This is a genomic window from Paraburkholderia lebeckiae, from assembly GCF_050436225.1.
Classification (GTDB): Bacteria; Pseudomonadota; Gammaproteobacteria; order Burkholderiales; family Burkholderiaceae; genus Paraburkholderia; species Paraburkholderia tuberum.
In genome coordinates, this window is sequence record NZ_JBNDLU010000001.1 from 1,085,347 (window position 1) to 1,108,919 (window position 23,573).

Consider the following 23,573-nt stretch of genomic DNA (forward strand, 5'->3'; position numbering starts at 1 on the left):
AGAACCATCATGGAACTTGCCCTTCTTACCGCCAGTTTTCTAATCTTCCTCTTCCTCGGGGTTCCGGTTTCATTCGCGTTGGGCCTGTCCTGCGTTCTGACGTACCTGTTCGAAGGCTTGCCGACCGCGACCGCGATGCAGTCGATGATCTCGGGCATGAACGGTTTCTCGTTCCTCGCGGTCCCGTTCTTCATCTTCTCCGGCGAGCTGATGCTCCACGGCGGCATCGCTGATCGCATCCTGCGTTTCGCGCAGGCCACGGTCGGCCATTTCCGTGGCGGCCTCGGCATGGCCAACGTAGTCGCCTGTACGCTGTTCGGCGGCGTGTCGGGTTCGCCGACCGCGGATACGTCGGCCATGGGCGGCGTCGTGATCCCGCTGATGAAGCGCGAAGGTTATAGCGCCGCATACGCGGTCAACGTGACCACGCACTCGTCGCTCGCCGGCGCGCTGATGCCGACGTCGACCAACATGATCATCTACGCGTTCGCCGCGCAAGGCGTGAGCGGCGTGCTGAACGGCAAGCAGATGAGCGGCGTGTCGATCGGCGATCTGCTGTTCTCGGGTCTGTTGCCGGTGCTGTGGGTGATGGGCTTCGTGCTGATCGCCGCTTACTGGCAGGCCGTCAAGTTCGGCTATCCGCGCCGTCCCGACGGTTCGACCGAACTGCAGCGTTTCCCGGGCTGGATGGCGGTGCTGCGCACGTTCATCGGCGCGGTGCCGGGTCTGATGGTCATCGCGATCATTCTGTTCTGCGTGGCGCGCGGTATCGCCACCGCGACGGAGGCGGCCGCGATCGCCGTGGGTTATTCGCTGATATTGACCATCGTCGTGTATCGCTCGCTGTCGATGAAGAAGCTCGGCCATGCGCTCGGCAAGGCCGCGAAAACGACCGGCGTGGTGTTGCTGCTGATCGGTGTGTCAAACATGCTGCGCTTCCAGATGGCCTATCTGGAGATCCCGGAGGCGATCGAACGCATGCTCGACGGCGCGACCTCGCTGCCGTGGCTGATGTTGTTGTACATCAACGTGATTCAGGTGTTCCTCGGTACATTCGTCGACATGGCGGCGCACATCCTGATCACAACCCCGCTGTTCCTGCCGATGGCCATGCACAACGGGGTGGGCCCGGTTCAGTTCGGCATCATGATTCTGCTGAACTGCGCATTGGGTCTCGTGCATCCGCCGATTGGCTCGGTGCAGTTCATTGGTTGCGCAATTGGCAATGTGTCGATAGGTGAAACTACTAAGGTGGCTTGGCCGTATTACCTCGCTATCTTCTCGGCGATCAATATTGTCACCTATGTCCCGTGGTTCTCGACGTGGTTGCCGAGCATCATCAACGGTCACCCGGTGTTCTGATCTAAATAAAAACGTATTTCCCACACTCAGCGGCGCTCGCATAGGCCGCATTAGAAAGTTTTTAACAGAGGAGTAGAAATGAAAAAGACTCTCTTAGCTTCGGCCTTGGGGTTGGTCGCCCTGAGCGCACATGCGCAAAGCAGCGTGACGCTTTACGGTATTGTCGATACGGGGTTGGGTTGGCAGAACAGTTCGACGACGCTGAGCCCGACGTCCGGCGCCGCATCGGCCCGTCCGTCGCCGGGCGGTGCTGCGCAAGTCAAGATGATCAACGGCATTTGGGCTGGTAGCCGTTTCGGCCTGAAGGGCTCGGAAGACCTGGGTGGCGGCACCAAGGCCATCTTCCAGTTGGAAGAAGGCTTCAACAGCGCAACCGGCGCGCAAAGCGTGTCGGGTCTGATGTTCAACCGTCAGGCATGGGTCGGTATGACGAACGCGCAGTTCGGTACGCTGACGGCTGGCCGCCAGTACACGTCGTACTACACGATGCTGTCGCCGTACAGCCCGACCACGTGGCTGACCGGTGCATACGGTGCGCACCCGGGTGATATCGACTCGTTGGATACGGTGTACCGCGCGAACAACTCGCTGGTCTACACGTCGCCGAGCTTCGGCGGTCTGACGGTCAGCGGTTCGTACTCGATCGGCGGCACGCCGGGCAGCTTCAGCGCCGGCCAGACGTGGAGCGTGGCAGCACAGTACCTGAACGGCCCGATCGGTATCGCTGCAGGTATCCAGCGCATCGACAACGGCAACTCGAACGGCGGCCTGTGGGGCGCGAACTCCACGCTGATCAACAGCACCACCGCCCCGATTGCGGCGCCGGCCAACTCGGCAATCAACAACGGCTTCCAGACCGCAGCGAAGCAGCAGCGCATCGCAGTCACGGGCGGCTACGCGTTCAACTCGGCGTGGGACGTCTCGTTCGCATACTCGAACGTTCAATACGCTGCGGGTACGGGCTCGTTCTTCCACGACACCCAGATCTGGAATACGGGTGGTGCAGTGCTGCACTGGAAGCCGATCTCGGTGCTGGACCTGGCCGCTGGCTATAGCTACACCCGTGCAACGTCGTCGAACGGCATTTCGAGCACGGCTAGCTACAACCAGTTCAACCTGTCGCAGTACTACACGCTGTCGAAGCGTACCGGCCTGTACGCGCTTGAGGCGTTTCAGCGCGCTGGTGGCCAGACGCTGGCAGGCAACGGTAAGACGATCATCGACGCAACCGCAAGCATCGGTGACGGTCAGAACGGTTCGCCGGCGTCGTCGCGCAGCCAGGTCGCTGTCGGCGTTGGTATCATTCATAAGTTCTAAACAGTTACTGAATACGTGGCGGCACGTTGTTTTGCCGCCACATCGACGCGGTTTTTTTCGCATCGTCAGTCTCGCAAAGCTGCGCACATTACGTGCGCAGCTTTTTTTTTGGATGCTTCATTTTGATGCATCGAAAGCGCTGCGCTCGCCAGCGCTGGCAGATCATCGCGACATCAGGGACTTCGGCGTGCAGTTCGCGACGTCGCCCCGACGTCGTTGTCTTCGGGCCGATCAGGCCTCCGACCACAAACGTCCACTCGTTGCGCAGTTTTCGCGCTTCACGTCGGTGAGGATGATGTCGACCGCCGACATTGCGGCGCAACTCGCGCAGCCGTTCGGCATCCTCGTCAAGGCGCTCACGCCTGGCATGCTGCACCCGCGGTGTGCCTGAATGTCGGCGAATCGCCGTATGCCGTCATCGACCGTCTGTGCAAACTCGTGCAGGGCCAGAGATACAGCAAAGGCGACTCAATGCCCGTCGCGGCAAGAATCGCGACGGCCTACGCGCTTGCCGGATCGCCCATGAAGCTGAACGCGACGAGACCCGCCAGCGCGCCGTTGAAGCCGAGCAGGCCAGCGCGCAGGTCGGCGTCGGCCGAACCGACGAGCATCGGGCTGATGTTGGCCGCGAACGCGCCGAGCAGCGCGGCACACATGAGACGCGGCTCGCCGAGCAACCACGCGCCGATCCTGCACGCGCCGGTCGCGGCGTTCGATTGCAGCACGATCTGGCCGAGACTGCGCAGCAGCGTCCGCAGCGGGGCGCTGGGCGAGGGGGAGGGCGCACCGGTCGCGGCGGCGTGCATTGGGGCGGGTTCGGAACCACCGCAACCGCGAGCATAGTCGAGCGGCAGGCGTTGAGGCCGCTGGCGCGTCGATACTGGCTATTTGCCGGCCGCAAGCGCCTGAGTTGGGATTGCCTCGCGCGCGGGCTTTCGCGTTACGATGAGAGCCCGGCGCGCTTTCCCGCGCCGTTTCGCGAGGAGACGCCGATGCGTGAATTACGATGGGCTTCGGAAGAGGGCGATGGCATCGAACATCTGGTATTCGATGCGCGCGACGATGGCTTCGCCGTTGAAAGCGTCGTGATCGGGCAGCGCTACGGCAAGGCGTACGGGCTGCATTACGCGGTGCGCTGCGACGCGCGCTGGCGCACGCGCTACGCGCGGCTAAAGATCGTCGGCGGCGGCGAGCTGGAGCTGCATGGCGATGGCGACGGCCACTGGCACGACGGGCACGGCCTCGCGCTCAGCGCGATCGAAGGCTGTATCGACATCGATATCGCGGCGACGCCGTACACCAATACGTTGCCGATCCGTCGGCTGCAGCTGGCGCAAGGCGAACGTCAGCCGATCGAAGTCGCGTATATCTCGACGCCGGACTTGCAGGTCACGCGCGCCGAGCAGGCATACACGTGCATCGAGTTGAATGGCGAGTACCGCTACGAAGGCATTTTTCGCGAGTTCACCGCGAATTTGCGCGTGGATAGCGATGGTCTCGTTATCGACTATCCGACCTTGTTCACGCGTTTGCCGCGCGCGCGTTAGGTTTTGCGTTCGGCGTTGCCTGCTGCGTTTGAATCGTCGTCGGGCCCGGTCGACGCGCCGCGGCCGAGCGGGCGTTGCATCAGCGTCGTGTCGAGCCAGCGACCGTGCTTGTAACCGACAGCCTTCAACGTGCCGGTCAGCTCGAAGCCGAGTTGCGCGTGCAACGACAGTGAGCCGCCGCTTCCGCCATCGGCGATCACCGCGATCATCTGACGCCACGGTCCGGTCTCGCAACGTTCGATCAGCGCCTGCAGCAGCACGCGTCCGACGCCGCGTCGGCGATACGCGTCGTTGACGTAGATCGAGTCTTCGATCGTGTTGCGATAGGCGGCGCGCGGGCGATATGGCGTTGCGTAGCAATAGCCGGCCACGTCGCCTTCGATCTCCGCGACCATATATGGCAGTCCGTGGCTGCGCACGCTTGCGAGCCGCGCGCGCAGATCGTCGACGGACGGCGGGGCTTCTTCGAACGACGCGACACCGGTCAGCACGTGATGCGCGTAGATCGCCTGGATCGCGGGGAGGTCGGCTTCGCTGGCGTCGCGGATCAGCGGGGGGTCGAGCGGAGGGCGGGGTGAACTCATGCGGGGTCCTGTCGAGGCGGGCGCAGTTTAGCGAACGTCTTCACTATGCCTCTCGCCGGGGCGGATTTGAAGCGGGTCAAAGGTCGAATTGATCGAACTCGCTCTGCAGCTCGCGATTACGCGCCACGCGTTCGTCGATAGCCGGTCCACGCCGTTCGACGACCGCCGAGATCAGCAGATTGAACAGGCACGTCAGCGGCGCGAGCGAATCCCAGAACTGACCGACGTCGGTCTTCACCTGCAGCAGATCGCCGCCGAAATCGCGCGCCCACGGACAGTAGATATCGGTGACGAGCGCGAACGGCAGGCCGCGGCGCGAGGCCGCCTGGCAATAGCGTCGCGCGATCGTCGAATAGGCGCGCGTGTCGGTGACGATCAGATATGGCGTGCTGAATTCCGAGTTCAGCGAATCGACGTAGGAACCCGACATGCCGTCCGAATAGAACACGCGTGGGCGGATGTATTCGAGATAGCTGTAGAACGCGTTGCTGATGCCGCGCGTCGATTGGATGCCGAGGATGTAGACCGCATCGGCGTTCGTAATGCGCTCGGCGACGCGCGCGAAGGCCGGCGAGCGCGCGAGTTCGTACACGTGCCGGATCGCGCCGATCTCGAGTTCGAGCGACTGGGCAAGCGATTGGGCGAGCGCGCCGTCGCGCGGCGAGGAGCCATCAGCGACGCTGGGTTCATGAAGCTCACCGGTTTGCGCGCTGTCGCTCGGGCCACGGCGGAACGCGTGGAGCCGGTCCGTGATCAGCCAGGGCCGCTGCTGCGTGCCGCGCAGCTCGCGTTTCAGATCGTCGAGATTGCGATAGCCGACGCTACGTAGAAAGCGGCCGACCGAAATGCCGCTGGTGCCGGCTTGCTGCGCGATCTGATCGGCGGTCTCGAGGCCGAGCCGGTCGAGATTCGCGAGCATGTAGCTGGCGACGCGTTTCGACGTCGGCGTGAGTTCGGCAAAACGGGCTTCGACGGTTTGGGCAAAAGCGGTCGTCATCGTCAGTCGCGGCGCGGGGCGCTGGTTGTGCCAATCTGCGAAATGATGACATATCGATCCACGGCTCGCGCAATTCGATCCTGAAAAAGTCTGCTCGCCGTGCGACGGTCGAGCCGCGTCAGACCGGCCGCCGCACCGGCGCGGCGCGCGAAAAATGCCGTGCGCCAGCCACGCAGGCGACCACGATCACGGTGACGATGATCATCGATGGCGGTACCTGCTCGTGCAGCAGCACGCCGGCGAGCAGCAGTCCGAAAAACGGCTGCAGCAGCTGCAGTTGGCCGACCGCCGCGATGCCGCCGAGCGCGAGCCCGCGATACCAGAACACGAAGCCGATCAGCATGCTGAACAGCGACACGTACGCGAGTCCCCACAGCGCGGCGGCGCCGACACCGTCGAACGACACGGGCCGCGTCCACCATGCGAGCGGCAGCATCAACGGCAGCGACAGCACGAGCGCCCACGAAATCACCTGCCAGCCGCCGAGATGACGCGACAACCGCGCGCCTTCCGCGTAGCCCAGCCCGCACACGACGATCGCCGCGAGCATCAGCGCGTCGCCGAGTGGCGAGGCGTCGATGCCGTGACGCAGCGCGAACGCGGCCACCGCCGCGCTGCCGAGCGCCGAGAACAGCCAGAACGCCGGCTGCGGGCGCTCGCCGCCGCGCAACACGCCGAAGATCGCGGTGGCGAGCGGCAGCAGGCCAATGAACACGACCGCGTGCGCGGCACTCACATGACGCAGCGCGAGCGCGGTCAGCAAAGGAAAGCCGACCACGACGCCGAGCGCGACCACGACGAGCGGCAGCAGATCGCGCCGCTCCGGGCGCGTCTCGCGGAACACCAGCAACAGCAGCAGACCAAGGATGCCCGCGATCGTCGCGCGCGCCACGGTCAGAAACACCGGATCGAAGCCCTGCACGGCAAGCCGCGTGGCCGGCAGCGAGCCGCTGAAAATCAGCACGCCCGCGAAACCGCTGAGCCAGCCATTGGTGGTTTTGTCCATGGCAAACGTCCCTGCGCTGAAAGAGTCTCATGATGCGCGCCGCGGCCGTAAACGTTAAGCTACAGATCAGTACAGTTCGCCCAAACTGTACCGAACATGGGAGCAGTACAGATGGCGGAAAGCGAGAACAACGAGACGGTGCCGGGCACGCGTGTCGGCCTCGTGATGACCAATCTGCGGGAGCGTATCGCGAGCCGCTCGCTGATGCCGGGCGCCCGCGTGCCGTCAATCCGCGCGATGACCGACACGCTCGGCGTATCCAAGTCGACCGTGGTGGAAGGCTACGACCGTCTCGTTGCGGAAGGGGTGATCATCGCGCGGCGCGGCTCGGGCTTCTTCGTGTCGGGCCATGCGCCGCCGCTCGCGCTTGCCGATCTCGGGCCGCGGCTCGATCGCGAGGTCGATCCGCTGTGGCTCACGCGGCAGTCGCTGGAGACCGGCTCGAAAGCGCTGAAGCCCGGCTGCGGCTGGATGCCGGCTTCGTGGTTGCCGGAAGATGGCGTGCGGCGCGCGCTGCGCGCGGTCGCCCGTGATCCGCAATCGCTGCTCGCGGATTACGCGAGCCCGGCCGGCTTGCCCGCGCTGCGTCAGCAGCTTGCGTGGCGGCTTTCCGCGCACGCGGTCGATGCGCCGCCCGAGCAGATCCTGCTGACCGACGGCGGCACCCATGCGCTCGATCTCGTGTGCCGCTTCCTGCTCGAACCCGGCGACACGGTGCTGATCGACGATCCTTGCTATTTCAATTTCCAGGCGTTGCTGCGCGCGCATCGCGTGCGGATCGCGAGCGTGCCGTACACGCCGCAGGGACCGGATCTCGCGGCGTTCGAGCGCGTTCTGGTCGAGCAGCGTCCTCGGCTCTACGTGACGAACTCGGCGATCCACAATCCGACCGGCGCGACGCTCGCGCCGGCCGTCGCGCACCGGCTGCTGAAGCTCGCCGGCGAGCACGATCTGCTGATCGTCGAGGACGACATCTTCGCGGACTTCGAAGACGAAGCCGCGCCGCGCCTTGCCGCATTCGACGGCCTCGCGCGCGTCGTGTCGATCGGCAGCTTTTCGAAGACGCTGTCGGCGGCGGTGCGCTGCGGCTATATTGCGGCACGCGCCGAATGGATCGAGCCGTTGATCGATCTGAAGCTCGCGACATCGTTCGGCAATGGTCAGCTCGCGGCGAGCGTCGTGCATCGGATGCTCGTCGACGGTACCTATCGGCGTCATCTCGAGTCGATGCGCGCGAAGCTGGCCGATGCGATGGGAGAGACCATCAGGCGTCTCGGCTATGCGGGCCTCGATATCTGGACCCGGCCGCGCGCGGGCCTGTTCGTATGGGCGCGCTTGCCCGGGGCGCTCGATGCCGCCGACATCGCCCGTCATGCGCTGGCGGCGGGCGTCGTGTTCGCGCCGGGCAACGTGTTCAGCGCGTCGCAAGCGGCGGCGGGCTTTCTGCGTTTCAACGTGTCGCAATGCAATCGCCCGAAGGTGTACGAGGCATTGCAACGGGCGATGGAAGCGTGCACGGTGTCGGCCGACGCGGGACGCGAGCGGGTCTGAGACGAACCCAAGCGAAGCAGGCGTTCGCGGTCCCCCGCTGCAGCGTTATTTGCACAGCAGAAGCATCCGTTCTTCTTCCGAGCAAGGCGTGTGCGGTTTCGGCGCGGGTTGCGCGGCCGCCGCGCTCATCGCCGCGCTGCGGTTCGCGAGACACGCGCGCAGATGCTTCTCGACCGGACCGTAGTACTTCCACCCATGAACGAGCGTCGGCAATTCGAGCTTCACCTGTTTCCATTTCGGATGGCCATGCTCCTGCAGATTGTCGAAGTTCGCGCACAACGAGTCGGCGAAATGATTCAGATTGCTGACTGTGTCGCGCAAGCCGTAATCGTAAGTGACCAGAAACGCTTTGACGGTCAGACCCGGCACGTCTTCCTTCAACCAGCCTGGGTAGCTGCTTTGGCGGATCGTAGTCGGAAAGTAGGTGTGCTTCGCGCGATTCGTCTCCGGCGCGTTGGGATCGACGGGCAACAGACGCAACTGTGACAGCAGGTCGGGTTTCATGTCGTTGAAAAGCTTTGCCGGCTGCCCGACCACGATGATCGCGACGTCGATCTTCTTCACGATCAGCGCGGCGAGCGCGTCCTCGTTGCTCAGATGCACGACGTTCTGCTCGGGAATCGGCTGGCCGAACATCAGGCGGTAGAGCGTCGTCGCAGACTGCGCGGTGCCGCTGCCTAGCAGGCCGACGCTGATGGTCTTGTCCTTGATGTCGGCGAGCGTTTTCAGCGGCGAATCCGCCCGCACGACGACGTTAATTTCCTCGTCGTAGAGCGGCATGATCAGTCGCAGCGGCCGGATCGTCGTGCCCGCATCGGGGTTGCCCGAGTTGGCCATGTCGATGAACGCCTGGTACACGTCGGACTGCACGAGCGCGAGCTTCACGCCGGGCTCGAAACGCATGCGCTGCACGTTTTCGGCCGAGCCTTTCGACGCCACCACTTCGAGGTCGATGCCAACCGGCTGGGCCACCCATTTCGACAGGTCATTGCCGATCTGGATATAGGTGCCGCGCTCCGGCCCGGTGACGATCTTGTAGTGCGCCGGCTCCGCGCCGGCCAGCGAACATACGACCAGTACCACCAGGCCCAGCCAGCCCGCGAGAAGTCTCTTCAGCATGGTCTTTCTACCTATCGGTCAGGTTGATCCCGCTTCACGCGTGGCGCGTGGAAGCACCAGTGATCCGGTTGCCATGTCATGTTCAAACTGCTGCCAGGGCCGCTCCGTCTGTTTCCGCTCAGAGGACGCACGATAATGTGCGAATCGGCACAGACGGCGGCCATTTGATCTGGTATGCGAAGCAATGTTTTTGCGCGACGGCGCAGCAGTTTGCGTCTCCGGGACCCTGTTCGGACCGTCGCGTCGCGGGTGAGCGCTAGTTGCTCCGCGGTGTCGCGGTTCTCACGACGCCGACGTTCGTTGCAGTTACGACCAGTTCGCCGGGCGCTTGCATGCCGACGGGCAGCGGTGCCTGCGCTTGCGCGAGCGGCGCGGCGTCCGTCGTCGCCGCATGCGGCGGAGTCAGCGGCGCCCAGCCGGTCTCGCGAATGACGCGCTCGAGGATCACTTTCGCCGCGTCGTTGCCGCTGTCGATCGCGAGCGCCTCGTTCGCGTGCTGGCGCGCGCACGGCCACGACTGCTGCGCGACGCAGGCCTGCGCGGCCTGTAGCGCAGTATCGCGACGCTGGACGAGCGGCCGCATCTGATCGGCCAGACCCTGCGCGTCGCTGTTTCCAGGTTGTAACGTTTGCGCGGTGGCGAGAGCGGCTTGCGCGGCGGACAGATCGTTCGCGCGGAACGCTGTCCTCGCGACCTGCAATGCTTGTCCGGCGTCGCGGAATTGCGGCGCGGGCAGCATGGGCGTCGCGGCCATCGGCGGCGCGGCAGGCGGCGCAGCTGGTGTCGCTGGAATGACGGGAGCCGCGGGCGCGACGGGCGCGGGCTTCGCCGCCAGTTCGGTCACAGGCGGTGGCGCGGGCTTGGCCGCGGCCGGCGCGTGCGTGGTCTGTGCTTGAGCAATCACCGGCGCGGAAGCGAGCGGCGCGATCATGCCGGTCGTTGTTCTGGCATCCGTCGTAATCTGCTCCACGCCTTTATCTTCCGATTCGCCGCCGTCGCTGAATAGCGTATAAGCGACATACGCCAGGCCGATTGCGACAAGCGCGCCGATCACGTATAGCACGCGCCAGATCGTCTGCGCAGTGTTGGGCGGCGCATACATCGGATCTTCGTAAGGCGGGATACTGGTGTCGGTCGACACGAGCGCCGTGTGCATGACCGGCTCGGTCTGCAACAGGGGTTCGGACGTCATCGCGGCAGCGGCGATGGCGGGCTGGTCCCGTCTGCCGAGCTCGTCGTCGAAACGGGGCAGGGGCTTGTGCGTGGCGCTCGCGCGGCTGCCTGGAATACCGGTGCGGATGTGCGGATCGTCCTGGTCGAACGGATGCGCAGCGCCACAGTAGGGGCAGGCGTCGACTTGTCGGTACAGTGCGCCACCGCAGCGTTTGCAGGGCGTGGGGAAACTTTGGCCGGTTGCTGTCTGGGTGGACATGCCGTGGACCCACCTTTGGAAAACGATGCCGTAAAGGCATGCTTCGGATCGTGTTGAGGCAGGAGCCTTGTCCGCGGAATCACAATCCACATGCGCCGGAGGTCGCGGAGACGTAGGCAGCGGCTGCGTTTCCACGGTTTCCAATATGTGGTGTTTCACGGGGGACGTCAACGCGGATGGCCCCTGGATTGTGTGCGCTACCGCTCATTTGGAGGTATGAAGAAAACCCTGGCCATACAATCGAAACGAGTGTATGTGCCTGTTGTTTCACGACAAATGGAAGACAACCGGAAGCATCGCGCTGCATGAAGTGAGCGCGACAAAAAAACAACGAGGCCGACGCGTCGTGCGTGCGCCCTCGTGATCAACCTGCGATCTGGCGCTTGCCGGTACGCATTTGCATCAGCTTCCCGATCAGGCGTCGAAGTACGCTCAGTGCTTGCGCAACGGATGATCCTTCAGCAGCCATGCGAGCACGAAGGCGAGCACCACGACGCAAGCGGCCGACAGATACACGGTGTGCAACGCACCCGAGAACGCATGCAGATAATCGTTGCGCAATGCTTCGGGTAGCTGATGAATCGCTGCGGGACCCAATGCCTGCGGAAGTTCGGTGTCGGGCGGGATCAGCTTTTCGAGGCGTCCGGCGAGGCCGTTCGAGAACACCGCGCCGAAGCCGGCCACGCCGATCGAGCCGCCGATCGAGCGAAACAGCGTCACGCCCGACGTCGCGACACCCATATGCTTGAACTCGACGGTGTTCTGGACCGCGAGGACCAGCACCTGCATCACCATGCCGAGGCCGCAGCCGAGCAGACCCATGTACAGATACATCACATGAATCGGCGTATCGATCTGCAGGCGCGCGAGCAGCAGCATCGCCACGGAGACGAGGAACGTGCCCATGATCGGGAACAGCCGGTACTTGCCGATCCTGCTGATCACGCGGCCCGTCACCATCGACAGGATGAACAGGCCGCCCATCATCGGCAGCATCTGCATGCCGGCTTGTGACGGCGTGGAGCCCTTCACGACCTGCAGATAGAGCGGAATGAACGTCACGGAGCCGAACAGCGATACGCCGATGATGAAGCTCACGAGGCTGCTGATCAGAAACGTGCGCTGTTTGAACAGTCCGAGCGGCATGATCGGTTCGACCGCGCTGCGTTCTTCGTGAATGAATCCCCAGATCGCTACGAGGCCCATGCCGAGCGTGAACCACAGTTGCGGCGACGACCACGGCAGGATCGTGCCGCCCTGACTCGTGAACAGGATGATGCAGGTCAGCGCGCCGGCGAGAAACGCCGCGCCCATGTAATCGACCGTGTGCTTCACGTGGCGCACGTGCGGCTTGAACACCGCGCCGATCACGATGAGCGACAGGATGCCGAGCGGCAGGTTGATATAGAAGATCCAGCGCCACGTCAGATGCTCGACCAGAAAGCCGCCGAGCAGCGGACCGATGACGGTGGCGAGGCCGAAGATGCCGCCGAACACGCCTTGGTAGCGGCCGCGCTCAGCGGGCGGAATCACGTCCGCGATCGCCGCCATCGTCACAACGAGCAGGCCGCCGCCGCCGAACCCTTGCAGCGCGCGCAGCACGATCAACTGACTCATGTTCTGCGCGATGCCACACAGCGCCGAGCCGACGAGAAAGATGACGATCGCCGTCTGCAGCACGATCTTGCGGCCGAACAGGTCGCCGAACTTGCCGTACAGCGGCACGACGATGGTCGAACTGAGCAGGTAGGCGGTCACGACCCACGACAGGTTATTGAGCCCGCCCAGTTCGCCGACGATGGTCGGGAGCGCGGTCGAGACGATCGTCTGGTCGAGGGCGGCGAGCAGCATGACCAGCAGCAGCGCCGGAAACAGCAGCCGGATCGGCGGATGGTCGGCGGCGGGCGCCGCCGTGCGCGGATCCTCGGGCGCGGAATCGACTGACAGGGTCGTAGCGGGTTGTTCCATGGCGGCAATGCATTGAAATTAATTAACTGAGAGATTAATATATTCGACATCGCCCCTCACGTCAAATTCCATGCAATGACAAGGATCTCGTCTGACGACGCCGCGACGCACAATGCCGTGACAGATACGGAGCCGCCCGCGCGAATTGCCGCGAAAGAGCGCGACGCGTCGAAGCCCAAACTCAAGGCAGCGCCAACGGATATTCACGCCGCGAATTTCGGAAGCAGCGCGCCGGCTGGGTCGGCCGCCCGCCGCCCCGGCCGACCGTCGGGCGCCGCGCGCGGCCCGGAGCAGCGTGCGCGCTTGCTCGACGCCGCGCTGACGCTGTTCGCGAGGCAGGGGATCGTCGAGACATCGCTGGGTGAGATCGCCCGCGAGGCCGGCTTCACGCCCGCGATGATGCACTACTACTTCAAGACGCGCGATCAACTGCTCGACGTGCTGATCGACGAGTGTTTCGCACCGTTGCGCGCGAGCCTCGGGCTGCCGTTTCAGGAGAATCCCGACGATCCGGTCGCGGCAATCACGCAACTCGCGGAGCGGCTCGTGCAGATCGCGAGCGACAACCCGTGGTTCGCGTCGCTGTGGGTGCGCGAAGTGATCAGCGACGGCGGGCTGCTGCGCCAGCGCATGCATGAGCGCTTTGGTTTCGAGCATCAGAAGGCGTCGCTGCTGGCGATCGCGCGCTGGCAGAAGGAGGGGCGCCTGAATGCATCGCTCGAACCCGCGCTCGTGTTCGTCACGCTGCTCGGCATGACGATTCTGCCGCTTGCCACTTCGAAGCTGTGGCGCAACGATCCGTTGCGCCGCAGTATCGGCGGCGCGGAGATTGCGCGGCACGCGGTGGCGTTGCTGGTTCAGGGCATTGGGCCCGGCAAGGGCGATTGAACTGGCGCCCGGTGTGGCACACCGGTCGCCGCATCCTTTGAAAACGCCCTAGATTTTGCGATTTTTCTTCCACTCGTCGAACGCCGCCTTCGTCTCGTCGTTCGGCGGATAGGTGCCGGGCAGCGCCGCGCCGGCACGAATCCTTTCGGTGAGAAACGCCTCGAGTTGTTCCTGCCCGGCTGCGGCTTGCGCGACGTCGTCGGCCATCTTCAGCGGAATTACCACAACTCCATCCATATCGCCGACGATCACGTCGCCCGGAAACACCGCGACCCCACCACAGCCGATCGGCACGTTGATATCGACCGCGTGATGGCGGATCAGATTGGGCGGCGCGCTCGCGCCGGCGCAAAACACCGGCATGTCGAGCGCGGCGATCGTCGCGCTGTCGCGCACCGGGCCGTCGGACACCATGCCGACAACACCGCGCACCTGCAAACGAAGCGACAGAATCGAACCGAACGACGCGCTGCCGCGCTCGCCGCGGCAATCCTGCACGAGCACGTGGCCCGGCGGAATGGTCTCGACGCATTTGCGTTGCGCGTACTCAGGGTCCGCGAATAGCTCCAGTACGTCGATGTCTTCGCGCGATGGGATGTTGCGCAGCGTGAACGCCGGCCCGACCAGATTCGCGCCGCGCCGCGGACCGAGCGGCGCGACGCCCTGCATGAAGGTGTTGCGCAGACCGCGTTTGAATAGCTGCGTGGTCAGCGTGGCGGTGCTGACGTGACGAAGGATGTCGAGCGTCGCGGCGGAAAGCGCTGGCGATGTGGCGGACATGGTGTCGGTTGACCTCGGGTTGAGATGAGGGGGCATCGATAGGCGCGCGTGCGCGCCCACGATGATAGCGCCGCGACATCACCGGTTAGCAGGCCAGCGCCATTCATCGCCGCGACATCGGCAACCGCGACCGAGCCCTTCTTTACGTGACGCGAACCGCTGCAACGAGGCACGCGACGTGCTTACAGTGTCGTCGGATGCGAGCGACGCAAAACGAACGACAGCGCCGCGTTGCGCGAACAATACAAAGGACAGAATCGATACCGGGCGGAGAAGGCCGTACGAACCGGGTTCGTACGAACGGCGCCGGAACATCGGGTGCCGGCGATCGGCGAGCCGCGGATAAACTGCGGAAACTCAGCAGCTCAAGCGCGGTATGCGTCGAGCGTCGTTTTTTCATCGACGTGCAATTTTGGCGCGTTACCGTGCGCAGGCGTTGTACTCGGGAAGATGTTAAGCAATGTTTTACATCGCGGACCTGTCTGCAACCCGGCGTGCGAAATCGAGTCGGAATCATGGACAGCAACACCCTGGCCGCGCGAATCAGCGGCAATCAGCAAAATGAAATACAAGGTGAAACCTTGGCCTCCTCGGACGGCCTAACCGGTTTTTCAGAGCAACAACATACGATGAACGCAGCAATGAGGCTCGATCAGGCCACGATCGTGCTGGTGGAGGACGACCCGGACAGCCGGGAATCGTTGACCTTGTTACTCGAGGCGGAAGGCGCGAAGGTTTGCGCGGTCGCCGATGCGGAAGAGGGCGTCGTGGCGGCAATGCGTTTGCTTCCCGACGCGGTCGTCTGCGACCTCGACTTGCCGGCCATGGATGGCTTCTATCTGATCCAGCGGCTGCGCGACCACGAGATTTGCGGCGGTCATTCCCCCTCGGTGGCGGTGGCCCTCACCGGCCATACCGACGACGCATACCGCCTGCGCAGCATCGGCGAAGGCTTCCAGCATTTCATGACCAAACCCGCGTTACCCGAAGCGCTGGTGACGCTGCTGCACGACGCGATCGACGCCCGCGCGGCGGGTTGATCGACGCTTCGCAGCGGCTCGCACGGCCGTCGACGCTTCGCAGCGCGTCATACAGCGTTGCGCACGCGACGCGTGGCGCGCCGCTATTTCGCCGCGGCCACCGGCGCGGCCGCGCTGGCCTCTTTGGCCGCCTGACAGGCTGCACACAATCCCTTCAACTCGATTTCGTCGCTCGCGAGCCGGTAGCCCGCGTCCTCGATCTGCGCGACCAGGGCCTGGCGCAACTTCGGTTGATGCAACTCGGTGACGCTGCCGCATTGCTGACATACGACGAGAATGCCGTGCTGGCATTGCGTCAGATCATGGCAGACAGTGAACGCGTTGATCGATTCGATCCGATGCACTAGCCCCACGGACAGTAAAAAATCCAACGCGCGATAGACGGTCGGCGGCGCCGAGCCGGCGTGGATCTGGCGCATTTCGTCGAGCAGCGAATAGGCCTTGGTCGCGCGTCCCGAGTTCAGCAGCAGTTCGAGCACCTTGCGCCGGATCGGCGTGAGTTTTTCGCCGCGTTCGCGGCAATATTCCTCGGCAAGTGCGAGAGCCGCTTCCTGCGACGGGCCATGTGCGTGCGACGGCTCGTGCACGTCGTAATGCGCTTGATGATCGCGTGCATCGGCGGCGGGGGCGGCAGGTGTGGAAGCGACCGGACGGCCGGTCGCGGCGGGCTTGGCGGTTTTCATGCGTCGATTATAGAGGCAGGCGGGATGCAGGTGCCGCGCCGGTTGAAGCGTCGCGAGAATCGGGATTCCCGTTCATCGAGAAAGTGGCCCCGTCAGGTTTGCTCCGCCCGGCCGATGGCGTTCCCCCAGATATGGTTTACGACGGACAACAAGGGTCTTTACCGGCAAAAAAATGCCTATTCCTTTCCGCCGACCCGCGCCATGCTCAGGTCAACGGAAAATCCACATACTTCTTGAACCCGGAACGCGTCGTGAGACGCGAATACCAGCGCTCCAGATTCGGCAGCGGCGGCCGCTGCAAACCGTCGAGGCCGAACCAGCGCTTCGCGTACGCGCCGATCACGATATCGGCGAGCGTGAACTTGTCGCCTTCGAGAAAGAAGCGGCCCTGCAGATGCGTGTCGAGCAGGCGCCACAGGACGGTGACCGCCTTCGCGTCGGCGGCGAGTTTGGCGGCGTCGCGCTCGGCCTCGGGCGTGCGCACGAGGGTCCAGAACACAGGACGTTCCACTGGCTGCAGCGTCGACAGCGACCAGTCCAGCCAGCGGTCGATGCTCGCGCGCAGTTTCGGGTCGGCCGGATACAGCAGGCTCGATTCGCCGTATTGCATCGCCAGATAGCGCAGGATCGAGTTGGATTCCCACAGCACGAAGTCGTCGTCGACCAGCGTCGGAATCTTGCCGGTCGGGTTCATCGCGAGATAGTCGGGTTCGTTGTTGCGGCCGAATTGCAGGCCCGCGTCGATGCGGTCGAACGGCAGCACGAGTTCGTCGCAGCACCACAAGACCTTCTGGACGTTGACCGAATTGGCGCGTCCCCAGATCGTAATCATCCGGTAAATCCTTTTCTCTTACAGTTGGCAAGCCGCGCAGCGTGCGCGGCGTTCAGCCAGTAACGATACACGATCCGCGCGGCTTTGCGCGAGGGCCGCCCGGCCGACATTGCGTTGCGTACAATGACCGCACTCCGGATTGCCCGCTGAAACCACGCATCCCAACTCATTGAGGCATCGCATGGCCCGCATTGTTCCCGACGACTGGAAAAGCCTCGAAGCGACCGGCGCGGCGGCGCGCGAACGCGAAACGCTCGCGCTTCTAGAGAAGGCACTGCCCGCCGACTACACCGTCTACCACGGCGTGCATTGGACGCGCCTGAACCAGAACTTCTCCGTGTTCGGCGAGGCCGATTTCGTGATCGTGAGTCCCGCCGGCCGCCTGCTGATCATCGAGCAGAAGACCGGCTTTCTGCGCGAAACGCCGAAGGGGCTCGTCAAGGTGTATCTGCAAACCGAGCGCAACGTTGCGATCGCGCTCGCGCATACGATCGAGAGTCTGCACCGGCGTTTTACCGCGGCGTTCGGCGCGGGCGCGTATTTCATCGAGGAACTGCTGTACTGTCCCGATCACATCGTCAAGGATGCGGCGATCGCCGGCGTGAATCCCGCGCGCATCGTCGACGCTACGCGGCGCGAGCGTCTCGCCGCGATCATTCGCGAAGCGCTGCCGGCCGATGAACCGCGGCTTCCCAGCGCGTCGAAAATCCACCACTTTCTCGCCGACGAACTCGCGTTGACGCCCGACACGAGCGCGCTCGTCGGGCAGGCGGGCACGCTCGTCACGCGCCTTTCGGGCGGACTCGCGACATGGGCCCGGCGGCTCGAATTCGCGCCGTTCCGTTTGCGCGTGATCGGCACGGCGGGCTCCGGCAAAACGCAACTCGCGGTGCAGGTGATGAAGGACGCGGTCGCGCGCGGCGAGCGGCCGTTGTACGTGTGCTTCAACCGGCCGCTCGCCGATCACATCGCGCGGGTCGCGCCGCCGGAGGCGAAAATCGCGAACTATCACCAGCTCTGCGACTGGATCGCGCGCGACGCGGGCCGCGCGCCCGATTTCCGGTCGGCGCAGGTGTTCGATCAACTGGAGGCCGTATTCGCCGACACGCCGATCGAACCGCGCTGGCAATTCGACGTACTGATCGTCGACGAAGGGCAGGATTTCCAGCAGCCATGGGTTGCCGCGCTCGAGCGGCTGCTGCGGCCGGGCGCCGCGTGGTGGTGGCTCGAAGACCCGCTGCAGAATCTGTATATGCGTGAGCCGGTCTCGTTGCCCGGCTGGACCACGCTGAAAGAAACCACCAATTACCGCAGTCCTCGCGACATCCTCGATTATCTGCGCGATGTGCTGGGCGCGTCGGTGCCGCTGGCCGCGGCACTTACGTCGGGCAGTCCGTTCGACGGCTCCGAGGTTTCGGTGTCGGTCTACGACGAAGCGCTGGGCGCCGATAGCAGTATCGACGCAACCAAGCGCGCCATCACGCAGGCGCTATCGCTCGGTTTTCGCAAGCAGGACATCGCGGTGCTGTCGTTCCGCGGCCGCGAGGGCTCGGCGATGAGCGCGCTCGATCATCTCGGACCGCATCGGCTGCGCAGTTTCACCGGCAAATACGATCTGTTCGGCAACCCGGAGTATCGTGAAGGCGACGTGCTGTTCGAGTCGATCTACCGCTTCAAGGGGCAGGCGGCGCCGTGCGTGATCTTCACCGAGATCGACTTCGACGCGTTCGACGAACGCAGCGCGCGCAAGCTGTTCGTCGGCGCGACGCGTGCGACGATGAAGCTGATCGTCGTCGCGTCGCAGCGGGCCGCGCGGCATTTGCAGTTGCGCGAGGCGAAGGACAAATAGCGGCGGCGTTCGGGCGCTGCGCCCACCCAGAACGTTGCGCTCAACTCCACGCCCTTGCGCTCACCAGCATCCCCGTGCGCGTCAGCGCATCCCACCAGATCACGCGCAGCAGCGGCGCTTGCTGCGCGATCAGCAGCGCCTGCACCGGATCGCTTTCGACGAAGTGCGTGACACCCGCCCGCAGCGCCGCGCTCGCCTTGTGCGCGGCCGCGCCGGCGGGGCTGTCGTCGTGCAGGCCGGGCGTTCGCATCGCCAGCTGCATGTGAGCGAAGCCGTGTCGCGCGAGCCACGCTTCGGTGCGCGCGCGATCCATCTCCGGGCGGCCCGTGATGATCGTGCGCACCTGCTGCAGGTCGATGCCGGGCAGCACCTCGAACGGCAGCAGCGCGTCGCGCTCGGCGAGCGCGGCGGCGAGGTCCTCGTCGTAGCTCGCGAGCGGTACGTCGGGCAGCAGGATGCCGTCGAGGTCGATCGCGTAGGCCGCGTACTCGTGGTCGTTGGCCATCGCGGGCGCGGCGCCGGCTTCGACGCGCGCCCAGTCGTCGCGGTAGCGCTCGGTGTACGCCTGGCGCTCCCATGGAAAGAGGGCGAAGTAGCCGCGCGCATCGATCGCGTAGTCGGGCTGCGCGCGGCTCAGATCATCGACCGCGGCGGTCAGGGTTTTGACTTCGAGCCCGTGCCCCTGCAGAAACGCGATGCAATCGACGAGCGTAAAACCGCGTCCCGCGATGTCCTCGCACAACAGCACTTTCGATCCGGCGGGCGGGATCGGCAGCGTCGAATCCCATGCGACCGCGCGAGTCTGGCGGTCGTAGCGCAGGAACGCGACCGGCGCGCCGACCGCGTGCGACACCATCAGCGCGAGCGGCGCGCCGCCGCGCAGAATCCCGAGCGCCATCGCGAAACGCTCGGCGAGCAACGCGGGTTGCAGCGATTCGATCCAGTGATCGAGCTGTTCGTACGTCAGAGGCAGGACCGGCTTGTTCATGACTATCGAGGCGCCGCGTGGCGCGATGGAAGGCAATGGTCCGCGGGGATGCGCGCGCGGCGCGCGCTGACGCACTGGCGCGACATAGCGGGTCCTCGCTTTTGAGTCAGCGCATTTTGGCGATATTATGCATGCGGGTCAAAGGTCGCGTGTCGGGGTGGCACGCGTTTGACGGCTCGGCACGGCGCAACACTTCGCGTGGCATGAGATCGGCTGACCGTGGTGGCGCCCGCGGTCCGGCGAATCAACGAAAACGGATAAAAAAAGTAAATGGCCAATCTGATTGCAACGCTGCGCAACGCAGCCAGCGGAACCGGTGCGCCCTGGCGGATGCGTTGGCTGACGGGGCTGGCGGGACTGATCGTCGGGCTTTCCGTCTGTTGCGCGCATGCGCAGCCGGGCGCGCGGCAGTCGCCGGCGCTGGCGCTCGACGTGCAGGGCAAGATCGCCAATACCAACGACGCCGCGCATCGCACCTATCACTTCAACGAGGCTCAACTGCTCGCGCTGCCCGTGCATACGATCACGACCTCGACCACCTGGACGCCGCGCTCGACGTTCACCGGGCCCAGGCTCGCCGACATCCTGAAGGCCGTCGGCGCGCACGGCACCCAGATCGAGCTCCACACGTTCGACGACTACACCTACACCGTGCCGGTGTCGGACTGCGAACGCTACGGCGTGATCGTCGCGTACAGCATGAACGGCCAGCGCCTGAAACTCAGCGACTTCGGGCCGCTGTTTCTGATCTATCCGCGCGACGCTTTTCCCGATGAACTGACTGGCGCGGTCGGCGACTCGAAATTCGTATGGCAGATCAAGGCCCTCATCGTCAAATAGCGCGCCGTCCGTGGCGGCGCGCGTTGTACGTGCTGATCTGGCTGATGGCGCTCGCGGCGCCCGCCGGCGCGATCGGCTACCTGCTCTATGCGAACCTGTTGAACCCGCGCGCGACCGAGCAACTGACCGGTACCTACGACGGTTTCTACTGGGACGCCGCGCAACTGCAGATCGCGTACGCGCGCTTCGAGAACCAGCTGCTGCTGTATCAGTCTGGGGCCGACGACGATTATCAGCGGTTGCAGCTGCGCTTCCAGCTGCTGCAATCGAAGCTGCGCGTGATGGCCGGCTCGACGCAGCGGCTCTCCGCGCAGCTCGCTCTGTTGCAGCGGCAGCTCGACGAAATCAAGACGCTCGAGACTGTGCTCGACGACATCCAGCCCGAGGTCGACGTACTGCAGCGCGACCGTGCGGGTGCCGCGCGGATCGACGCGCAGCTGCGCCAGCACTGGAGCGAGGTCAACGATCTCGCGCTGTCGCGCCGTTTCGCGGACGTCGCCGACCGCGAGGCGATGAACCGCGATTTCATCGACAAGCGCCGCTTTCTGTTCGCGGGCGGTCTGGTGCTGCTATTGCTGTCGGCGGCGGCGACGCTGCTGCTCGTGCTCAACGCCCGGCGCCGCACGCGGCTCATGCGCCAGCAGCGCGCGGCGCTGGAAGCCGAGCATCAGGCGAGCCGCGCGGCGCGCGAGGCGAGCCTCGCGAAGGATGCGTTTCTCGGCATGATCGGCCATGAGCTGCGCACGCCGCTGCATGCGATCGTCTCGTCGGTGGAACTGCTCGGCTTCAACTATCACTCGGATGCCGACCGCAAGGTGATCCAGCGGCTCGAAACCGCGGCGCGCCATCTCGAGGCGCAGATGAAGGACCTGACCGACTACGCGCGCCTCGGCGCCGGCAAACTCGAACTGCGGCACCAGCATTTCGAGCCGCGCGAGCTGCTGGCGTCGATCCTCGATGAACACACGATGTCCGCCAGGACGCGCGGGCTCGAGCTCGAAGGCGAGGCGAGCGGCGCGAGCGGGCTCGTCGAGTCGGACCCGCACCGCATCCGGCAGATCGTCAACAACCTCGTCACCAACGCGATCCGCTACACCGAGACCGGCACGGTGCGCGTCGAACTGCGGCAAGAGCCGGCGCTGCTGGTTTTCGTCGTCAGCGATACAGGGCCGGGCGTGTCGTCTGAACAGATCCCGTTGATCTTCGAGGAGTTCACGCAGCTCGACGCGTCGCGCACGCGCCGCTTCGAAGGCGCGGGGATGGGGCTCACGATCGTGCAAGGGCTCGTGAAGCTGTTCGGCGGCACGGTGGATGTTGCGAGCACGGTCGGCGAGGGCACCAGCTTCACGGTGACGATCCCGGTCGTGCCGGTCGCAAGCGTCGAGCCGGCCGACGTCGCGGAGCAAGCCGAGCCGGACGGCGCGCAGCCGTGCGTGCTGATCATCGACGATAACCGGCTGATTCGCGAGTCGCTCAGCGAAATGGTCGCGCACATGGGCTACGACTCGCTCGCACTCGGCAATGCCAACGACGCGCTCGCGTGGCTCGACACCCACCGCTGCGAAGTGGTGCTGCTCGATCTGCACATGCCGGAGCGCGATGGCTACACGTTTCTCGAAGACTTCGCGACGCGCGATGGACCGTCGGCGGGCGTGCCGGTGATCGTGGTCAGCGCGTACGCGCCGGAGGTCGTGCGGAATGGCGAAAGTGGCGCGACTGGCGCGCCGTCGGTGTTCGAGGCGCTGTTAAAGCCAGTCCATTACGAGGATCTGAAGCACGCCCTGCAGCGGGCGCTGGCGGCGCGGCATCAGGCGTGAGCGCGTGAAGGCGGCGCTGCCGCGAACGGGGCGCGCATCGGCGCCCGCGCTTCAGGGGCGGTTCAGCCGCTTCGACAGATCGGCGACGAGGATCGCCATGCGCGCGGGCTTCTCGTAGCACGCGACGTCGTAATCGCGGATCACCTCGCTGATCTCTGATTCGCTGGCCTTGCCGGTCAGCAGTTCGCCGGTGAGCACGAAGATCGGCGCGTCCGGGTTCTCCGACGCGCGCACCGCGCGAATCGCGGCCGCGGAGGTCTGCGAGCCGAACAGCCAGTCGATGATCACGCCGTCGAACACCTGCGTCTGCAACTGCTCGCTGAAGGCCGCGAGCCCATAGATCGCGATCGCCGTGAAGCCGCTGCGCTCCAGATAATCCCGCAGGTTATCGGCGCTTGCACGATCGTCGTCGACCACCGCGATGGCCGGCTTGTCGCTCTCGGCGCGGCGCGGATAGATCTCGATCTTGTGGACCTCGTACGCGCTCTGATACAGCGCGCCATCATGACGCGAGACGCGCCATTGACCGAGCCGCGAATAGGCGACGAATTCCGGGCGGCTACCCGGTTCGAGCGCCGCGCCGACCCACGCGGTGCAGGCGATTTCGGTCGCGCCGATGCAGAACACCGCCTCCTGGGCGATCGCGCCGACGACGCCGGGATCGAGCGACTGCGCGCCGAACAGCTGCGCCGCGGGTTCGTCGAATACCTCGGCGACTTTCTTGATCTGCGACAGCGTCCACGGACTATTGCCGCGCAGTTTGCGGTGCCCCTGAGAAAAACTCAGGTCGAGGATGCGGCATAGCTCCGTGGTTTGCTGTCGCTTGCCGATTCCATGCCTGCTCATCAACTCGCGCACGCGCTCGGCAACCGCGATGGAGTCGGGTGAGTGTGTTTCGTTGGCCATGCTGCGTGAAAATCCGCCGGGTTAAAAGGTACATGGGGAGCGCGGTCGACAGGCGCAAGCTGACCCT

20 protein-coding genes and 2 pseudogenes are annotated in these 23,573 nt (G+C 64.8%); 9 read left to right on the plus strand and 13 right to left on the minus strand.

The window, feature by feature from the left end; genetic code table 11:
- Positions 1-9: 9 nt before the first annotated feature.
- Both OKW45_RS05160 and OKW45_RS05165 read left to right on the plus strand, forming a co-directional pair.
- A complete protein-coding gene (locus OKW45_RS05160; RefSeq protein WP_018420825.1) occupies positions 10-1,362 on the plus strand; it encodes a TRAP transporter large permease in 1,353 nt (450 codons plus the stop codon).
- Positions 1,363-1,440: 78 nt separating this feature from the next.
- Positions 1,441-2,679 (plus strand): porin, encoded by a 1,239-nt coding sequence (locus OKW45_RS05165; RefSeq protein ID WP_429466367.1) that lies wholly within the window; start codon positions 1,441-1,443, stop codon positions 2,677-2,679.
- 231 nt (positions 2,680-2,910) lie between these two features.
- Here the strand turns inward: OKW45_RS05165 and OKW45_RS05170 are convergent.
- Positions 2,911-3,039: pseudogene (locus OKW45_RS05170) on the minus strand (tautomerase family protein); the annotation flags it as partial.
- Between the two features lie 143 nt (positions 3,040-3,182).
- Positions 3,183-3,485 (minus strand): annotated as a pseudogene (locus tag OKW45_RS05175) (urea transporter); the annotation flags it as partial.
- 186 nt (positions 3,486-3,671) lie between these two features.
- On the opposite strand from OKW45_RS05175, the gene OKW45_RS05180 reads away from it, so the two are divergent.
- Complete coding sequence (locus OKW45_RS05180; protein WP_429466369.1) at positions 3,672-4,226, plus strand: putative glycolipid-binding domain-containing protein; 555 nt, start codon at positions 3,672-3,674, stop codon at positions 4,224-4,226.
- Here OKW45_RS05180 and OKW45_RS05185 read toward each other — a convergent pair.
- From OKW45_RS05185 to OKW45_RS05195, 3 genes are all read right to left on the minus strand, one after another.
- Positions 4,223-4,810 (minus strand): GNAT family N-acetyltransferase, encoded by a 588-nt coding sequence (locus OKW45_RS05185; protein WP_429466371.1) that lies wholly within the window; start codon positions 4,808-4,810, stop codon positions 4,223-4,225. The genes OKW45_RS05180 and OKW45_RS05185 overlap by 4 nt on opposite strands.
- Positions 4,811-4,886: 76 nt before the next feature.
- Positions 4,887-5,807, minus strand: coding sequence for a sap1 transcriptional regulator SapR (sapR, locus tag OKW45_RS05190; protein WP_429466373.1), 921 nt, complete (start codon positions 5,805-5,807; stop codon positions 4,887-4,889).
- 118 nt (positions 5,808-5,925) lie between these two features.
- Complete coding sequence (locus OKW45_RS05195) at positions 5,926-6,813, minus strand: DMT family transporter (protein WP_429466375.1); 888 nt, start codon at positions 6,811-6,813, stop codon at positions 5,926-5,928.
- 111 nt (positions 6,814-6,924) lie between these two features.
- On the opposite strand from OKW45_RS05195, the gene OKW45_RS05200 reads away from it, so the two are divergent.
- A complete protein-coding gene (locus OKW45_RS05200) occupies positions 6,925-8,364 on the plus strand; it encodes an aminotransferase-like domain-containing protein (RefSeq protein WP_429469259.1) in 1,440 nt (479 codons plus the stop codon).
- Between the two features lie 45 nt (positions 8,365-8,409).
- Here the strand turns inward: OKW45_RS05200 and OKW45_RS05205 are convergent, their stop codons facing one another.
- The 3 genes from OKW45_RS05205 to OKW45_RS05215 all read right to left on the minus strand — a co-directional run bounded on the left by OKW45_RS05205 (position 8,410) and on the right by OKW45_RS05215 (position 12,883).
- Positions 8,410-9,483: a TAXI family TRAP transporter solute-binding subunit gene (locus OKW45_RS05205; protein WP_184008452.1), complete on the minus strand. Its 1,074-nt coding sequence runs from the start codon at positions 9,481-9,483 to the stop codon at positions 8,410-8,412.
- Between the two features lie 256 nt (positions 9,484-9,739).
- Positions 9,740-10,915, minus strand: coding sequence for a hypothetical protein (locus OKW45_RS05210; protein WP_429466377.1), 1,176 nt, complete (start codon positions 10,913-10,915; stop codon positions 9,740-9,742).
- Positions 10,916-11,347: 432 nt separating this feature from the next.
- Positions 11,348-12,883 carry an MDR family MFS transporter gene (locus OKW45_RS05215; protein ID WP_429466379.1) on the minus strand — a complete coding sequence of 512 codons (1,536 nt, stop codon included), beginning with the start codon at positions 12,881-12,883 and terminating at the stop codon, positions 11,348-11,350.
- Positions 12,884-13,000: 117 nt separating this feature from the next.
- Here OKW45_RS05215 and OKW45_RS05220 point away from each other — a divergent pair, with 117 nt between their 5' ends.
- A complete protein-coding gene (locus OKW45_RS05220; RefSeq protein ID WP_429466381.1) occupies positions 13,001-13,771 on the plus strand; it encodes a TetR/AcrR family transcriptional regulator in 771 nt (256 codons plus the stop codon).
- A 48-nt stretch (positions 13,772-13,819) separates the two neighbouring features.
- Here OKW45_RS05220 and OKW45_RS05225 read toward each other — a convergent pair whose 3' ends face one another.
- On the minus strand, positions 13,820-14,551 hold the full coding sequence (locus OKW45_RS05225; RefSeq protein WP_429466383.1) for a ribonuclease activity regulator RraA: 732 nt from the start codon (positions 14,549-14,551) through the stop codon (positions 13,820-13,822).
- Positions 14,552-15,066: 515 nt separating this feature from the next.
- On the opposite strand from OKW45_RS05225, the gene OKW45_RS05230 reads away from it, so the two are divergent.
- Positions 15,067-15,591 (plus strand): response regulator, encoded by a 525-nt coding sequence (locus OKW45_RS05230; RefSeq protein ID WP_018420838.1) that lies wholly within the window; start codon positions 15,067-15,069, stop codon positions 15,589-15,591.
- 83 nt (positions 15,592-15,674) lie between these two features.
- Here the strand turns inward: OKW45_RS05230 and OKW45_RS05235 are convergent, their stop codons facing one another.
- A complete protein-coding gene (locus OKW45_RS05235; protein ID WP_429466385.1) occupies positions 15,675-16,274 on the minus strand; it encodes a Fur family transcriptional regulator in 600 nt (199 codons plus the stop codon).
- Positions 16,275-16,479: 205 nt separating this feature from the next.
- On the minus strand, positions 16,480-17,106 hold the full coding sequence (locus OKW45_RS05240) for a glutathione S-transferase family protein (protein WP_018420840.1): 627 nt from the start codon (positions 17,104-17,106) through the stop codon (positions 16,480-16,482).
- A gap of 181 nt (positions 17,107-17,287) precedes the next feature.
- Here OKW45_RS05240 and OKW45_RS05245 point away from each other — a divergent pair, with 181 nt between their 5' ends.
- Entirely contained in the window at positions 17,288-18,955 is a 1,668-nt protein-coding gene (locus tag OKW45_RS05245; RefSeq protein WP_429466387.1) for an ATP-binding domain-containing protein, read from the plus strand.
- A gap of 40 nt (positions 18,956-18,995) precedes the next feature.
- Here OKW45_RS05245 and OKW45_RS05250 read toward each other — a convergent pair whose 3' ends face one another.
- Positions 18,996-19,943, minus strand: coding sequence for a phosphoribosyltransferase (locus OKW45_RS05250; RefSeq protein WP_429466389.1), 948 nt, complete (start codon positions 19,941-19,943; stop codon positions 18,996-18,998).
- 270 nt (positions 19,944-20,213) lie between these two features.
- On the opposite strand from OKW45_RS05250, the gene OKW45_RS05255 reads away from it, so the two are divergent.
- Positions 20,214-20,783, plus strand: a complete 570-nt coding sequence (locus OKW45_RS05255; RefSeq protein WP_429466391.1) for a putative pterin-binding protein — start codon at positions 20,214-20,216, stop codon at positions 20,781-20,783.
- Entirely contained in the window at positions 20,753-22,600 is a 1,848-nt protein-coding gene (locus tag OKW45_RS05260) for an ATP-binding response regulator (protein ID WP_429466393.1), read from the plus strand. Before OKW45_RS05255 ends, OKW45_RS05260 begins: the two co-directional genes overlap by 31 nt.
- Positions 22,601-22,651: 51 nt before the next feature.
- Here the strand turns inward: OKW45_RS05260 and OKW45_RS05265 are convergent, their stop codons facing one another.
- On the minus strand, positions 22,652-23,506 hold the full coding sequence (locus tag OKW45_RS05265; protein WP_429466395.1) for a helix-turn-helix domain-containing protein: 855 nt from the start codon (positions 23,504-23,506) through the stop codon (positions 22,652-22,654).
- Between the last annotated feature and the right edge of the window lie 67 nt (positions 23,507-23,573).